This is a genomic window from Symplocastrum torsivum, from assembly GCF_059505465.1.
In genome coordinates, this window is the sequence record NZ_JCACKQ010000095.1 from 38,925 (window position 1) to 53,260 (window position 14,336).

Annotated in this window: 12 protein-coding genes; 7 read left to right on the plus strand and 5 right to left on the minus strand. The window is 46.4% G+C overall.

Annotated elements, in window-relative coordinates:
- The first annotated feature begins 3 nt into the window (after positions 1-3).
- From AC5JL3_RS23465 to AC5JL3_RS23480, 4 genes are all read left to right on the plus strand, one after another.
- A complete protein-coding gene (locus AC5JL3_RS23465) occupies positions 4-1,299 on the plus strand; it encodes a sensor histidine kinase (protein WP_496076778.1) in 1,296 nt (431 codons plus the stop codon).
- A 90-nt stretch (positions 1,300-1,389) separates the two neighbouring features.
- A complete protein-coding gene (locus AC5JL3_RS23470; protein WP_192221215.1) occupies positions 1,390-1,626 on the plus strand; it encodes a hypothetical protein in 237 nt (78 codons plus the stop codon).
- A gap of 278 nt (positions 1,627-1,904) precedes the next feature.
- On the plus strand, positions 1,905-3,071 hold the full coding sequence (locus AC5JL3_RS23475; RefSeq protein WP_496076779.1) for a response regulator: 1,167 nt from the start codon (positions 1,905-1,907) through the stop codon (positions 3,069-3,071).
- Positions 3,068-4,141: a GGDEF domain-containing response regulator gene (locus AC5JL3_RS23480; protein ID WP_192221213.1), complete on the plus strand. Its 1,074-nt coding sequence runs from the start codon at positions 3,068-3,070 to the stop codon at positions 4,139-4,141. The genes AC5JL3_RS23475 and AC5JL3_RS23480 overlap by 4 nt, the downstream gene beginning before the upstream one ends.
- A 43-nt stretch (positions 4,142-4,184) precedes the next feature.
- Here the strand turns inward: AC5JL3_RS23480 and AC5JL3_RS23485 are convergent, their stop codons facing one another.
- Both AC5JL3_RS23485 and AC5JL3_RS23490 read right to left on the minus strand, forming a co-directional pair.
- Positions 4,185-5,624 (minus strand): DUF3370 domain-containing protein, encoded by a 1,440-nt coding sequence (locus AC5JL3_RS23485; protein WP_496076780.1) that lies wholly within the window; start codon positions 5,622-5,624, stop codon positions 4,185-4,187.
- A 424-nt stretch (positions 5,625-6,048) separates the two neighbouring features.
- Positions 6,049-7,059: a 2-hydroxyacid dehydrogenase gene (locus AC5JL3_RS23490; RefSeq protein WP_496076781.1), complete on the minus strand. Its 1,011-nt coding sequence runs from the start codon at positions 7,057-7,059 to the stop codon at positions 6,049-6,051.
- A 312-nt stretch (positions 7,060-7,371) separates the two neighbouring features.
- On the opposite strand from AC5JL3_RS23490, the gene AC5JL3_RS23495 reads away from it, so the two are divergent.
- From AC5JL3_RS23495 to AC5JL3_RS23505, 3 genes are all read left to right on the plus strand, one after another.
- Positions 7,372-9,771, plus strand: coding sequence for an EAL domain-containing protein (locus AC5JL3_RS23495; protein ID WP_496076782.1), 2,400 nt, complete (start codon positions 7,372-7,374; stop codon positions 9,769-9,771).
- Positions 9,772-9,957: 186 nt separating this feature from the next.
- On the plus strand, positions 9,958-10,365 hold the full coding sequence (locus AC5JL3_RS23500) for a hypothetical protein (RefSeq protein ID WP_496076783.1): 408 nt from the start codon (positions 9,958-9,960) through the stop codon (positions 10,363-10,365).
- 23 nt (positions 10,366-10,388) lie between these two features.
- Positions 10,389-11,798: a PstS family phosphate ABC transporter substrate-binding protein gene (locus AC5JL3_RS23505; RefSeq protein ID WP_496076784.1), complete on the plus strand. Its 1,410-nt coding sequence runs from the start codon at positions 10,389-10,391 to the stop codon at positions 11,796-11,798.
- Positions 11,799-11,800: 2 nt separating this feature from the next.
- Here AC5JL3_RS23505 and AC5JL3_RS23510 read toward each other — a convergent pair whose 3' ends face one another.
- The 3 genes from AC5JL3_RS23510 to AC5JL3_RS23520 all read right to left on the minus strand — a co-directional run bounded on the left by AC5JL3_RS23510 (position 11,801) and on the right by AC5JL3_RS23520 (position 14,186).
- Positions 11,801-12,574, minus strand: coding sequence for an S-layer homology domain-containing protein (locus AC5JL3_RS23510; RefSeq protein ID WP_496076785.1), 774 nt, complete (start codon positions 12,572-12,574; stop codon positions 11,801-11,803).
- Positions 12,575-12,723: 149 nt separating this feature from the next.
- Entirely contained in the window at positions 12,724-14,037 is a 1,314-nt protein-coding gene (locus tag AC5JL3_RS23515) for a glycosyltransferase family protein (protein WP_496076786.1), read from the minus strand.
- Positions 14,038-14,063: 26 nt separating this feature from the next.
- Entirely contained in the window at positions 14,064-14,186 is a 123-nt protein-coding gene (locus AC5JL3_RS23520; protein WP_496076787.1) for a hypothetical protein, read from the minus strand.
- Between the last annotated feature and the right edge of the window lie 150 nt (positions 14,187-14,336).

Here is a 14,336-nt window from a genome sequence, read left to right on the forward strand (position 1 = left end):
GATATGGACAGTGCTACTATCAAAATTCTTCTGGTAGAAGATAACCCTGCTGATGCTGACTTACTCAGCGAATTTCTTGAGGAAGCTGACGAGACTCAGTGGTCACTCGTGCATGTTGAAAAGCTGAAAGAAGCGCTTCAAACCTTGAGGGAAAACCACTTTGATGTAATTTTATTAGATCTGTCACTACCGGACAAACAAGGATTGGCGACCGTTGTACAAACCCATGAAACGGCACCCGATCTGCCAATTGTGGTGCTGACAGGTCTTAATGATCGAGTTACAGCACTAGACGCTGTACGGCAGGGCGCACAAGACTATTTAGTTAAAGGGAAAATTGATAGTAACTTGTTAGTCCGTGCCATTGGTTATGCGATCGAGCGATCAAATACATTGAAGCAACTGCGCCAGAGCGAAGAGCAGTTGCAACGACTGAATGAAGAACTAGAACACCGAGTCGAAGAGCAAACTGAAGAATTGAGGGACAAAAATCGCTGCCTACAAAGTGAAATTACTGAGCGTCAGCGTTTGGAAGAAGAACTCCGTAACGCTTTGATGAAAGAAAAAGAACTCAGTGATCTCAAATCTAATATTATCTCAGTGGTTTCCCATGAGTATCGCACTCCTCTTGCAACTATCCTCTCTTCTACAGAATTACTTGAAAACTACAGTCATAAATGGGACCAAGAGAAAAGGCAGCGTCATTTCAAACGGATTGAGAACTCAGTTCACCATCTGACACAGCTAGTTAATGATGTGTTGATCATTAGCAAAGCTGAGGCGGGGAAATTGGACTTCAATCCAGTACCTCTAGAATTAGTGGAATTTTGCTATCAACTGGTAGAAGAATTACAGCTTACTGCCAGCACTCAGCACAACATCAGCTTCCTGTGCCAGACTTCAAGCATCAAAGCTTGCCTTGATGAAAAGCTGCTGCGGCAATTCCTGACTAATTTGCTGTCAAATGCAATCAAATACTCTCCCCATGGGGGAAATGTTCAGCTTGAACTCGAATGCAAACAGGATGTTACAATCTTCCGTATTCGAGATCAAGGGATTGGTATTCCCCTAAAAGATCAAGATCAATTGTTCGAGGCTTTCCATCGTAGTAGTAATGTTGGTACTATCTCTGGAACAGGACTAGGACTCGCGATTGTCAAAAAATGTGTAGACATCCACAATGGACAAATTGCAGTGGAAAGTGAAGTGGGAACTGGAACAACGTTTATAATTACGATACCTTTAATTTGTCAGGTTACAGCACAGTTGGCTGAATCTAACTCCCAGTCGGTCTATTAGCAAGTTGATAAGCTGATTAATTTCTTGTAATGCCTTTAAATTTAGTACGGGTTTTGTAGATATTGGTAGACAGAGAACATTTTGGAAGAGATGACTGATAGTGAAGCGATCGCAAAATTAAAAGCGGCAATGCTATCTGTGCAGACAGTCGGTGAGATGCACGCTCTAATTATTGATTACACCTATGTAGAGATTATGGAAGTCTACAATCAGTTAGCGCCGAAGCAGCAAGCAAGAATTGTTGCTCTATGCGATCGCGATACTCAAGAGCAAATTACTGCCACTCATACCATTTCTGTATTTATGCCTTCCTACTTAATATCGTAGGAAATTCACAAAATATTCACTTTTGTTTTCTACACTTGAAATCATTTGAGTCAAGGAATTGGAACAAAGGTAGTATCTTATTTCAGTTGTAGAGCATAAATAATTATTAAATTTTATTTAAATAGCTATTGAAGCTTGGGCAAGGGAAACTTCAACCTTAAATCTCTAATGGATAATCTCTTATCTTGACTCGTAGGGGAAGCTAGTAATTGCTCAAATGCTAGCATTGGCAATTCATCTGATTCTAGAGAGAACAGGAACTTACCCTATAAGTGGTAATGAACAACCAAAAGCTAAAACAAGACATTCGCCGTAGCCAAGCCGCCGTAGAATATTACAAAGTGCTTTGCTTACATCATGCTGATACTATAGGTAGCTTAGATTTAGCAGCACTAACCCATCCCTTACCCCAACGTCAAAGACTTCCCTTGGTAAGGCTGAATGCTATCAGCAGACTTACACAAGAAGAATCCGGAACAAAGGGGGATTTTGCTGCTTCTGTAAGTAAGCCTGTTAAGTTATCTCTGCTTGATGAGGTATTCACTCAGAGCTTTAGTTGCCAAAAGCCCTCTTCTCACCCCACTCAACCCTTGTCCTCCTCCTTTGACCCACAACTCGCTCAACGGCTGCCATTAAAGATTTTGTTGGCAGAGGATGTTGCTGTAAATCAAAAAGTTGCGCTGCATCTGTTAAAGAGGTTAGGCTATCACGCTGATGTGGCTAATGATGGAAAAGAAGTACTAGAAGCGCTGCGTCGCCAAGCTTATGATGTCGTCTTTATGGACGTACAGATGCCGGAAATGGATGGGTTGGAAGCAACTCATCAAATCTGCCAGGAATGGTCACCTCTCGACCGACCTTGGATTATCGCGATGACTGCCAATTCTCTGCGAGGCGATCGCGAAACCTGTTTGAGAGCTGGAATGAATGACTACATCAGCAAGCCAATCCAAATCGAGGCACTTGTCAAAGCTCTAAACACCTATGAGCAATTCAAAAATCAAGCTTCCATCCAAGAGGTAGCTTCGATGTCTGTGACGGTTATGCCTGAAGAGGCTACCCAACAGACGAATAACCACCTCATCCATCCACCTGCACTCGATACCCAAAAGCTTCAAGCCTTAAAGGATACGGTAGGCGGAGATACTGCCTTCCTGACGCAGTTAGTAGATTGTTACCTAGAAGAATCACTGCAACAACTACAAGCGATGCGTGAGGCAGTTGCCCAAGGCGATGCAAGTACCCTACACAAGTCCGCCCATTCCCTCAAAGCAATCAGTGTCTCTCTTGGAGCAGTTCGCCTTGCTCAACTATGTCAAGCCCTAGAAGTGATGGGGTATAGCGATCGCACTCTTGATGCCTCCCGACTGATCAGCCAACTCAACGCTGAGTATGAGCGCGTAAAAGCAGCGCTGGACTTAGAATATCCACGGAGACAACGATGATTGATTCTGACCTTCAGAAAAACCTACCCCTCATTCTCGTTGTCGGTAATCCGAAGACTCTGCGAGTAGATCTGCGTGAGGCAATTGACAAAGAAGGATATCGGATTGCCGAAGCCTTAACTGGGGAGCAAGGTTTAAACGCTTGTCAACAGCTACAGCCAGAGTTAGTCCTACTCGATACCACCATGCCCGATATAGATGGCTTTTCTTGCTGTGCCAAGCTACAAGCCCTTTTGGGTGATCATTGTCCTCCGATTTTAATGATTATTGATCTTGGTGATCAAGCTTCCGTTGAACTAGCCTTTGAGGTTGGCGCTGCTGATTATGTTACTCGACCGATTCATTGGGCAGTATTACGCCAAAGAGTCCCTCGCCTAATTCAGGCAAACTGGGCAATGCAGGAACTCCGACAGCAGGTGGAACGGGAGAATCTGCTCAAGGAACAACTCAAGAGAGCAGAGCAGAAATTGGAGAGTCTTACCTCTGTTGATACGTTGACTGGGATTGCCAACCGTCGCTGTTTTGATGAATACCTTCATCGAGAATGGAAGCGAGCGGCACGGGAACGGAAACCACTCTCTCTAATTTTGAGTGATATTGATTTTTTCAAAGCCTACAACAATACCTATGGAACTCAAGCTGGGGATGAGTGCCTAAAGCAGATTGCTCGTACTATTCGCCAAGTTGTCAGACGTCCGGCGGATTTGGTTGCTCGCTATAGCGGTGAAGAATTTGCTGTGCTTTTGCCAAATACTCCAGCTAGAGGCGGTGTTCAGGTGGCAGAAGCGATGCGTTCTCAGGTGAAGGCATTGGCGATCGCTAATTCTGGTTCTCAAGTTAGTCACTTAGTAACCATCAGCTTAGGGGTAGCCAGTGCAATTCCTAGCTCAGAATCATCAATTGACAGGTTAATCGATGAGGCTAAAGAAGCCCTCGATCAAGCGAAAATTGGATTACGCGATCGCGTTGTTTTTCACATGGGTAACTTATCCGTGAATTCAACTGACTTAAACCCATCTACCCCCCTAATTTGGGAAGGTAATGTGGCTGAATTTTATGAAACCTCATGACGTTTAATACCTGGCGCGGTGTTAGGGGTTAGTTGCAGATAATCTAGGGAGTTTGAGTTTTAACGGTTAGCACATGCGGTGGTGTCGAATCAGGAGGATAAATAAAGTCTACCTGCACCGCCTTACGACTCCCTGGTGGCATCAGCAATTTTTCCATTGGCTCTAATACTTGACCTGTTCGATGCCACAAATGGACATAGCGTGTCTTTTCTTGTCCCTGGTCATTGGTATAACGTAGCCGCACGGTACCCCGGAAGAAGGGGAAATCGCGAGGGGGTTTTTGGAAAAGTAGCCCTCCTTTGCTGAGCCTGTCTTCCTTCAACGGCGTTTCAATGGTGAGAGCAACCGTTTGGGGTTTGTTGGTGGGGTTGTAGAGAGGCAAGGAGAGGTTGTATTCAACGCCATAATTGCCATGTGCTTCGTAAGCGGTGTCTGGATATCGCACCAGCATCCGTGCCGTCTGGACTTGATCTGTACCCAAGCGACCAGCACGTAGGGTATCGAGCGCATAGGAAATCGCTTGACCGGGTTGAGGAATGGTGAAATCCCTTGCGCCAGAACGGTCTACTAATTGCGCTTGCCACTTAGAGCCTTGCTGCACACCAGCAACACGACCATAAATCAGTTGACCACTGGTAGCTTCAGGAGGACTTGGGCTTTTATCGCGTGGTCCTGCTAAAGCGCCTTTATCCAGTAAGGCTTGCCATTCTTCTAAATTAGGCGCTCTGTCACTACCATCAGGATTTTTCTTCGCAAACATGGTCAAGCTAGCGGCATAAACCTTACTACTGCTGCTCAACCGCATCAAAACCGATCGCCCATTGATTGGCTTTTCTAAATTCCGTACTGGTGTAGGATGATTTAGCAACATCCGGCTTTGTCCCGGTGGAATTACTACTTGTGCGGGAAAATCAGCTTGTCGTTTTCCTTGGAGTACGTCATGCACGGCGCGATCGCCTGGCCCAGCATAGGCAGTATTCTGGGGATTCTCGACATACGGTGGCAATGTAATATATGGCGCTTCCTGCGTTAGATACGTTGCTGCTTGCAAAACATCTACCGTAACGGGTTGTGACCCTGGATTATGCAAAATCACCCCTAGATAGAATGTCTGCAAATCCTTGGGAGTGTGGGTTTGGTGGTGAACAAACAGGTCAAACCGTCCCTGAAAGGGAAAGTTGAGATGAGCCGCCGGAACAGCTTTTCCCGTTGGGGGAAAGGTAGACAGTAAAATGCCTTCAGTCTTCACCCATTCTGGGCTATTGCTGTTAAACATCGGTACCGTATCTAACTGCCCTGGTAATGCCCGTACTGGCTGGGGTTGCACGATAATCTGGGGGCTTGGCTTTGGTGTGGGTGTCATTTGTGCAAAGACGAAAGAGGGAGCAGATTTTTTCAGGAATAACCAGTAGCCACCACCACCAACAAGGGCAAGTACGAGGAGGTAAACGATAGGAGGAAGATTAATTTTTTTTGGAATCATTAGAACTAGCTCAAGGCAACGAGGGCTAAGGCTTAGCCCAGATTGTTAAAGGAGGTTGGGAGATTAGTGACAGTTTAGGCACCCAATGCCAACAGTGCGTCAGTTTTGTCAAAGAGAAGCGATCGCGCACCGTTTTCTATCCTCTCCTAATCTCACCCACAGCGCCTTCACCAGACTGGGTGAGTCTTAGGGAATCTGCCCCTGCCGTGCTGAACCGAGAAAGGCAGAGGGCAGAGGGCACAAGGCTTTTATGGATTTATCCCCGTGCCGATGGCATGATCCATCTGGCGACGGATTGTAGCCAAGGGTCAAGAGTCCCCGTCTGAAAGGAACATAAAAGCCCTCTGCCTCCTGCCTTCTGCCTTCCCTTGAATGACTAGCTGTTACCGTTACAAGTTCCTAGCGAGTGATTGGGAAGCGAGACTCAAGCAGCAATCTTCTGCTCAGGGGTGACTATGTTTGGGCAAGGATTTCCTTGTTCAATGTCTGTAATATTAGACAGCGTTGTCTCAGCAATATTCTTGAGAGCGTTTTCTGTAAAGAAAGCTTGATGACCTGTGATGAGAACGTTAGGAAAGGTCAGTAGGCGTTGAAAAACATCGTCCTGAATCACATCCTCGGACAAATCCTCAAAGAACAAATCAGATTCTAGTTCGTAAACGTCTAAACCGAGGTAGCCAATTTTTCTAGATTTGAGTGCCTCTGTCACGGCTTTGGTATCAATTAGTGCGCCCCTACTTGTGTTAATCAGCATTACACCCTGCTTCATCTGAGCTAAAGCTTGGTCGTCTATCAGGTGATAAGTATCTTTAGTCAGTGGACAGTGTAGAGTAACAATATCTGAGGCTTGGAAAAGTTCAGGAAGCTTCACGTATTTTGCCCCCAGTGCCTCGCACTCCGGATTCTGATGCACGTCATAGGCGAGTAGTTGACAGCCGAATCCTTTGAGAATCTGCCCGACAAGAACGCCAATTTTACCTGTACCAACAATACCAACGGTGCGACCATGCAAGTCAAATCCCAAAAGTCCGTCTAGGGAAAAATTACCTTCTCGCACACGGTTGTAAGCCCGATGAATTTTGCGGTTGAGAGTCAAAATTAGCCCAACTGTATGTTCAGCAACCGCATAGGGTGAATATGCAGGAACACGTACAATTGTCAATCCCAATTTAGAAGCGGCTGTTAAATCAACATTGTTATAACCAGCGGAGCGTAAGGCAATCAAACGAGTTCCCTGATTAGCAAGAGCTTGCAAGGTATTCTCATCCAGTTGATCATTGACAAATACGCATACGGCTGGGGATTCTGAGGCTAAGATAGCGGTGTCAGAAGTCAGATGTGGTTCAAAAAATATCAACTCGTGTCCGTGCTCAGTATTCGCCGCCTCTAAAAATCTGCGATCATAGGCTTTCGTGCTGAAGACTGCTACTTTCATCAGTTTCTCCTTATCCTTCTCTCAGCCTGAGAATGCCACATACAGTTTAATCAGCATTGAGGTTGGGTAGGTGTTTGGTGAGATACCAACAGTTTTAATATTTTTTAAATAGCTTTTGCTTTAATACCGATAACTACTCTTATGGGTATTTGACAACACACAACACTTTTCAGTGATATGTTCTGTTCAATCCCTGGTTTTTTGACCAGCCAGTCGCCTGAGCTATGCCAGTAGAAGTAAACCCCAAGGGGAATGTGAAAATATCGTCGCTGCTCTAACGTGACAACTAGAGCCTTTCATGTGGAACGTTCGATGAAAGCCACCGCCGCGCAAGCCGCACACCAGCAGCTCGTACCGTCCAGTAGTAACGGCGGTTGTCCAAGTGAACAGCTATTGGACGTGTTGTTGATGTTGCCTGAACAGAACGTTAATATCCTCTTAGTAGACGACCAGCCGAAAAATTTACTTGCTTTGTCGGCGCTTCTGGATAGTCCCGATGTGAATCTGGTGAAGGCGAATTCTGGAAAAGAAGCCTTAAGATGTCTGCTCAATCAGGATTTTGCTGTAATTTTGCTCGATGTCCAGATGCCGGAAATGGATGGATTCGAGACGGCGATGTTGATTCGACAAAGAGTGCGATCGCAACATACCCCAATTATTTTTATCACGGCACTTAATCGAGACGACATCCATGTGGAAAGAGGCTATTCCATTGGGGCGGTGGACTACATCTTAAAACCCTTTGCTCCAGAAATCTTGAAATCCAAGGTGGCAGTATTTGTTGAACTGTTCAGGAAAACACAGTTGCTCAGACAACAAGCAACCCTCCTAGAAGCCGCTAACAAAAAACTAGAATGCGAAATCATACAACGCCAGAAGGTCGAGGAGGAACTGCGTTGTGCCCATGACTCTCTGGAAATCAAAGTCCAGGAACGAACTGCACAATTAGCTCAAGCTAATGCCTCCCTGCAAACTGAAATCACCCAGCGCAAGGTGGCTGAGTCAGCACTGTTTCGAGAAAAAGAACAGGCTCAAGTAACCTTGCAGTCTATTGGTGATGCAGTCATTACTATCAATGCCAAAGGCGTGGTCGAGTATTTCAATCCAGTCGCTTCTGCTCTTACGGGCTTTCCTCAGCAGGAGGCAAAAGGAAAGCCCCTCTCTGAGATAGTCAGGATAGTTAACGAAACGACTCGCGAGATTTCTGAAAGTCCAGTAGAAATCGCTATGCGTTCTGGTAAGCAGTTTTGCCTTGATAAGCCAACGCTCCTGATTACCCGTGAGGGTCATGAATTGGCAGTTGATAATTGCGCCACCCCCCTTCGCGCTAGCGACAACCAGATTATTGGTGCAGTATTGGTGTTGAGGGATGTAACCGCCGCACGTCGCATCGAACAGCAGTTATCCTGGCAAGCTAGTCATGATGCCCTCACCGGACTGTTCAACCGACGTGAATTTGAAAATTGTTTAGAACAGTCCGTGATTAGTGCAAAGACTTCAGACCAACAACATGCCTTATGTTATCTAGATCTCGATCAGTTCAAAATCGTCAACGACACTTGTGGTCATATCGCTGGCGATGAACTGTTGCGCCAAGTTACGGCTCTGTTTCAAAACCAAGTGCGAGCTTCCGACACATTAGCACGTTTGGGTGGAGATGAATTTGGTCTGCTGCTCAACCATTGCCCTCTGGATGCAGCCGTGCGGGTGGCTTTTAAGTTACTTGAGCGACTCCAGGAGTTTCGTTACGTGTGGCAGGGCAAAACCTTCACTATTGGTGTCAGTATTGGGGTGGCTGCCATTGATGCTAACACTCAAAGTGTGACTAGCCTGCTCAGTGCAGCTGATGCCGCTTGCTATGCTGCCAAAAACAAAGGGCGTAATCGCGTGCATGTTTATCAAGCCGACGATCGGGAGTTGGCGATTCAACAAAGCCAAATGCAATGGGTAACGCGGCTAAATCAAGCGCTAGAGGAGAATCGTTTCCGCCTTTATTACCAGTCGATTGTCCCCAGTAGTCAAACGTCGTCCTTGGCAACACATTACGAAATTCTCCTGCGTCTTGTTGATGAACAGGGGAATTTGGTTTCACCGATGGCGTTTATTCCTGCTGCGGAACGCTACAATCTCATGCACTACATTGATCGCTGGGTAATTCGGACGCTATTTACCAGTCTGGGACAGCACTATAAAGAAAACCGCAATCCTTGTGAATTGCTGGGAAATGTCTGTGATTGTTTGTATGCCATTAACCTATCGGGTGCTAGTATCAGCGACGAGCAGTTCATCGAGTTCGTGCGTGAGCAGTTAAGTTTACACCAAGTGCCGCCTCAGGTGATTTGCTTTGAAATTACCGAAACCGTAGCGATCGCAAATCTGCGTCAAGCTGCTCAATTTATGCGATCGCTCAAACAAGTCGGCTGCCGCTTCGCCTTGGATGATTTTGGCAGTGGGATGTCCTCCTTTGCTTATCTGAAAAACCTGCCAGTAGATTATCTGAAAATTGATGGGGGATTCGTCAAGCAGATTCTAGATGAGCCAACAGATTTGGCAATGGTAGAAGCGATCAATCATATTGGACATGTGATGGGTCTTCAAACCATTGCTGAGTTTGTCGAAAATGAAGCCATCCTCGAAAAAATCACAGCAATTCGGGTGGATTATGCACAGGGCTATGGTATTGCTCTTCCACGCCCCTTGACATTCAATTAAATTAAATTCCCTTGTCACTTAATCCAGATTCATAAAAAAGCTAAGTGAGGGTGATAAGACAGTAGGTAAGCGACCGACTTTTCACGGCATCTTTGAATAGCTTGTGGAGAAGAAAAGGGTTAAAAGAGGAGTTCAGAATGCCTTGTTTCAGAACTTACCGTGAAAAGTCAGAAAGGTTCAAAGTAGATGCTCTGTAGTCCAAGCTACCAAGCGGTGAATTTGTTGGCTCACAGTCAGTTAGACTCAAGCTATCAGAACGTTTGTATCTTTCAATCAGGCAAGGAAGATACACCACTGCTTGGGAGAAGAACTGCTGTGGATGAACAACTCCGAAACCTAATTGACGAGGTGTGTCGGTACTCAGACCCCAGTCCAGAGCGACAGAAAGCTCTAAATCGACTGCTGGTGGTTATTCAGCAACTCCCTGGTATCTACAGGTCTTCCCATCAAGACTATCCACAGGCTTTGAACCAAACGTGGGAATGGGCTAGTCGCAAGATTGGTGAGTTTGAGCCGCGTCCACCCTCAGTTCAACAGAGAGTCAAGAGGATGGGCAAATTGGTTGGATTGAGGTTAACGAGAAAGATAGCTTAAGTATTGAGCAATTTAAGGATGCTTTGAGAGAAGCGATTAGCCGAGGGTTGCAGTTGGCGATTTTTAATTCCTGCGATGGTTTGGGGTTAGCTAACCAACTGTCTGAGTTGCATCTCCCTCAGAGCATTGTGATGCGGGAACCCGTGCCCGATGCCGTAGCCGTGGAGTTTTTGAAGCACTTTTTCAAAGAGTTTACCCGTAACAACTCACTTTTTGCCTCCGTCCAAAAAGCCCGCAAACGTCTAGAACCTTTCAAATCCGATTATCCAGGGGCAATTTGGTTGCCAACGATTTGCATTGGACCTAATGTTGAGCCACTGACTTGGCAGGGACTTTCGGGGAGTTCCCCTAGCTCAGCAACAATTTTGGAGCCTAATCTGGCTCCCGACCTATCTCCTAAGCCACTTCCTAAGCCAGCGAGAAACATCAAGGTACTGTTACTCGCTGGCTTGCTGGGTGCGGTTGTCGGGGGTGCTGCCTCGTTACCTGTGATCAACCTGATCAACCTGCCATTGCGATCGCAATCAGCAGAACAGCCTGATGAGTCTCGCCTCAGTTCCGTGACTGCTCCTTCCGGGACATGGCTGTATGGTGGCAGTACAACTTGGGCACCAATTCGAGGTTTAGTAGACAAGAAGATTAAGCAAGAATTGCCTAAATTTAACCTGTCCTCTGCTCACCATCCCACCCTGCCACCGGGTTCGGGAACAGGAATCAAGATGTTGTTAGACGGTCAACTGTCGTTTTCTCAATCTTCACGACCCATTCTCAATAGTGAGTACGAAATTGCTGCCTCTCGTGGGGTTAAGCTGAAGCAGGTTCCTATCGCCATTGATGGACTTGCGATCGCGGTTCACCCCAATCTGAAGCTGGAAGGTTTAACCCTAGAGCAAATTAAAGGTATTTACACAGGTCAAATCACCAACTGGAGTCAAATTGGTGGCCCCAATCTTAAAATCACACCCTACTCTCGCCCTTTTGATAGTGGGACAACTGAGTTTTTTAAAGAGAACATTTTGGGAGTCAATAATTTTGGTGCCGATGTTGTTATGATTCCAACTACTACTCAAGCTTTAAAGCAAGTAGGTCAACTCCCTAATCAAGGAGGCATTTATTATGCTTCTGCTCCTGAAGTAATTAACCAGTGTAGTGTCAAGTCTTTACCAATTAGTCGCCATACTGGAAGTGCCTTCGTTGCGCCGTATCAGGGTTCGCTTGAGCCTGGTAAAAAGTGTCCTTGGCAACACAATCAACTCAATCTTGAAGCCTTACAAAACGGCGAATACCCAATAACCCGTCGCCTTTTTGTAATTATTAAACAAAATGGTCAAGTGGATGAGCAAGCGGGTGAAGCTTATGCTGAGTTACTGTTAACGGATGAAGGACAAAAGTTAGTCGAAGAAGCTGGTTTTATTCCCATTCGCTCATTCTAAGATTAAGGTAGATGGTTCACGTTGCAAACATTGCTGCTTTGGGCTTTGTTTGGGCTTGAAATCTGTCTAAGTCCCGCTTGCCCTGGCTTATAAATATAGGGAGACTCTAGAGCGGGAGCACTGCTAGTCGCGACCAGACCCTGATAAATTGAGGCGGCGACTTCAGCACGGGTCGCGGCGCGATTGGGATTGAGGAAATCAATGTTGGGGTAGTTCACGGTGAGGCTGCGGAAGGTCGCCGCCGCCACGCCATCCTCGGCATAAAGAGGAATTGACTTGTAGTCGCGCAACCCACCTGTCACGGTAATATTGGTTCCATCTGGCTTAAACTGTAGACCGCTCGCCAGAGCGACTAAAACCTGAGCGCGGGGCATAGGCTGAGCTGGGTTAAAGACATTGCCAGGATAACCACTGAGAAAGCCTTCGGTGTAAGCGGTTTGGATGGCGCTGGCGGCCCAATAGCTGCTAGGCACATCACGAAAACGAACGGCACTGCGAACAGTCGGTCGCTCGAAGGCTTGATCCACCAAGACGGCAAACTGAGCGCGAGTGATCGGATCATTAGGGCGAAAGCGACCGTCGGCAAAGCCTCGAATCACACCGCGCTCGACGAGTGCTTGAATGAATTGTGCTGCCCAGTAATCTGACGGTACATCTGAAAAAGTGATTTGCGCTTGAGCCGGAATCTGTCCTACTAGTGAGACCAGCGTTGTAACGGTCAGGCTGAGGGACATTAATCGAATAAATCTGCTAGAAAATTTAGCTTGAATAGACATGAGTGATTGGTCGATGATGAGGTAGAAATTGGTCGAGAGCGGTGCAATCGAGCACTGATAGCGGTTATCAGTACTTTCTCTTAGTAGAATGCTTTTAAGATCGTGATGAAAGTCTCTTACCCCAATCCCCAAGCACCAAGACAGTTCAACTACTGAACACAGCCAAGTTCTTCCTGCACAAGCTGAGCGAGTTTTTGTGCTGCCCCTGGTTGACCCCGAACAGCACGAAGTTGCGATCGCATTTCCTCAAGCTTCTGGGGATGCGCTAAGTAGTCAAGGGCAAGCTGTGCAACTAAGTACGGCTCAAGTTTACCTACCAGTTCCGGTACAATCTCTGCTTGTGCCCATTTATTCGGCCATGCGAATAGACGCCCCTGCCGTATAACTATAGAGTTAATTATCTTTGCAAAGCTAGAGCCAACTCCTGGCATCCGAGCCAAAATTCCTGGTAATCCATCCCAAGAACGCATGGCATCTAGTTGTTGCATAGGCAGTAGGACAATCATTGGTACCCCTAGAGAACCCAACTCCGCCGTATTAGCGCCAACAGTGGTTAGACAAAGGCAACATTGAGATAACAAGTCGTGGGCAGGATATTCTTGCCGGAGTTCTACACACAAGCCACTGGGAGTTTTTAGAAATGGTCGGTTACTGGTGTCATCAGAGGGGATAACTAGTTCAGCCTCACCCCATCCCAACTGTCGAATCAGAGGATTTTGCTGAGGGTCGGCAAAACGAGCCAGAGTCGATAAATCCAACGTTGGAGCAACAGGAATCACAAAGCGAGTTTGGGGTCTGCACGAATGGATGTATTGAGCAAGCGTTAAAGTCAACGGTACGCCCTGAGTGAGTTTTGCAGGTTTCGACCCTGGCAGCAAACCAATTAGTTCAATTGGAGATTGAGAATTAGTAACTGAGGAAGAAAGAGTTGAGCCTAAATCTTCCCAATTCCTGATTTCCACTTTCCCATTCCCAATTCCCACATCTACCATCAAATCTCCAACCACAGTCAATTTGTGAGCATACTTGGTCGGGGCTTGGGCAATAATCTTGGGTTGCATGATGCCGAAGCGGTCAATCCAACCATGCCAACGGGCATCCCACTCAGCATAAACAACAGTGCGATAGCCCAACCGCTTGCCAATAACTACGGGAAAAAATTGGTCGCCGCCTAAGAAGACAACTACACCCTTTTCGTGCCAATCCCAATTTTCCGCAGTCTTTCCCCACAATAAGAACCGAAAGAAATGTTCTGCCCCCTGAACTCGGTCTACTTCAGGGTAAGATTTTGCGATCGCGGCTTCTTTCCCTGTTGCATTTGGACAAGGTGATAGGACAACTGAGATACGTACTACAGCACGGTTATCCCCTAGCTGTTGCCGCAAGGCTTTAACAACAGGACGCACCCAGGTTGTTACTTCTCCTGGCCCGTTCGAGAGAATTAGAATATCAGTCGCTTGCATTACAAGATACTAACCTTCCCCTGAGACTACCGCAGTAGTAGCCTCTCAATCACCGTCATCTGACGTTCTAGCATACTCATTAAGCGATTGTGGTTTTCCTGTTGCTTCTCCATCGCAATGATTAGCCGATCAAGCCGTTCAACAAGCATGTCAACCTCCGAGCGAGGACTCCGATTTCTGTAAGAGTCTGGAAAGGATTCTCGCTCCGTAACTCAGTTTTTCTTCATAGCAGACCAAAAACACTTATTGCATTTTTTGTCAAATATATCGATATTAATTTTTTTGACTAGAAATTGTAA

Coding starts and splice junctions, on each gene's coding strand:
- AC5JL3_RS23465 (WP_496076778.1), top strand. CDS start 4: ATGGACAGTGCTACTATCAAAATTCTTCTGGTAGAAGATAACCCTGCT.
- AC5JL3_RS23470 (WP_192221215.1), top strand. CDS start 1,390: ATGACTGATAGTGAAGCGATCGCAAAATTAAAAGCGGCAATGCTATCT.
- AC5JL3_RS23475 (WP_496076779.1), top strand. CDS start 1,905: ATGAACAACCAAAAGCTAAAACAAGACATTCGCCGTAGCCAAGCCGCC.
- AC5JL3_RS23480 (WP_192221213.1), top strand. CDS start 3,068: ATGATTGATTCTGACCTTCAGAAAAACCTACCCCTCATTCTCGTTGTC.
- AC5JL3_RS23485 (WP_496076780.1), bottom strand. CDS start 5,624: ATGATTCCAAAAAAAATTAATCTTCCTCCTATCGTTTACCTCCTCGTA.
- AC5JL3_RS23490 (WP_496076781.1), bottom strand. CDS start 7,059: ATGAAAGTAGCAGTCTTCAGCACGAAAGCCTATGATCGCAGATTTTTA.
- AC5JL3_RS23495 (WP_496076782.1), top strand. CDS start 7,372: ATGAAAGCCACCGCCGCGCAAGCCGCACACCAGCAGCTCGTACCGTCC.
- AC5JL3_RS23500 (WP_496076783.1), top strand. CDS start 9,958: ATGCTCTGTAGTCCAAGCTACCAAGCGGTGAATTTGTTGGCTCACAGT.
- AC5JL3_RS23510 (WP_496076785.1), bottom strand. CDS start 12,574: ATGTCTATTCAAGCTAAATTTTCTAGCAGATTTATTCGATTAATGTCC.
- AC5JL3_RS23515 (WP_496076786.1), bottom strand. CDS start 14,037: ATGCAAGCGACTGATATTCTAATTCTCTCGAACGGGCCAGGAGAAGTA.
- AC5JL3_RS23520 (WP_496076787.1), bottom strand. CDS start 14,186: ATGCTTGTTGAACGGCTTGATCGGCTAATCATTGCGATGGAGAAGCAA.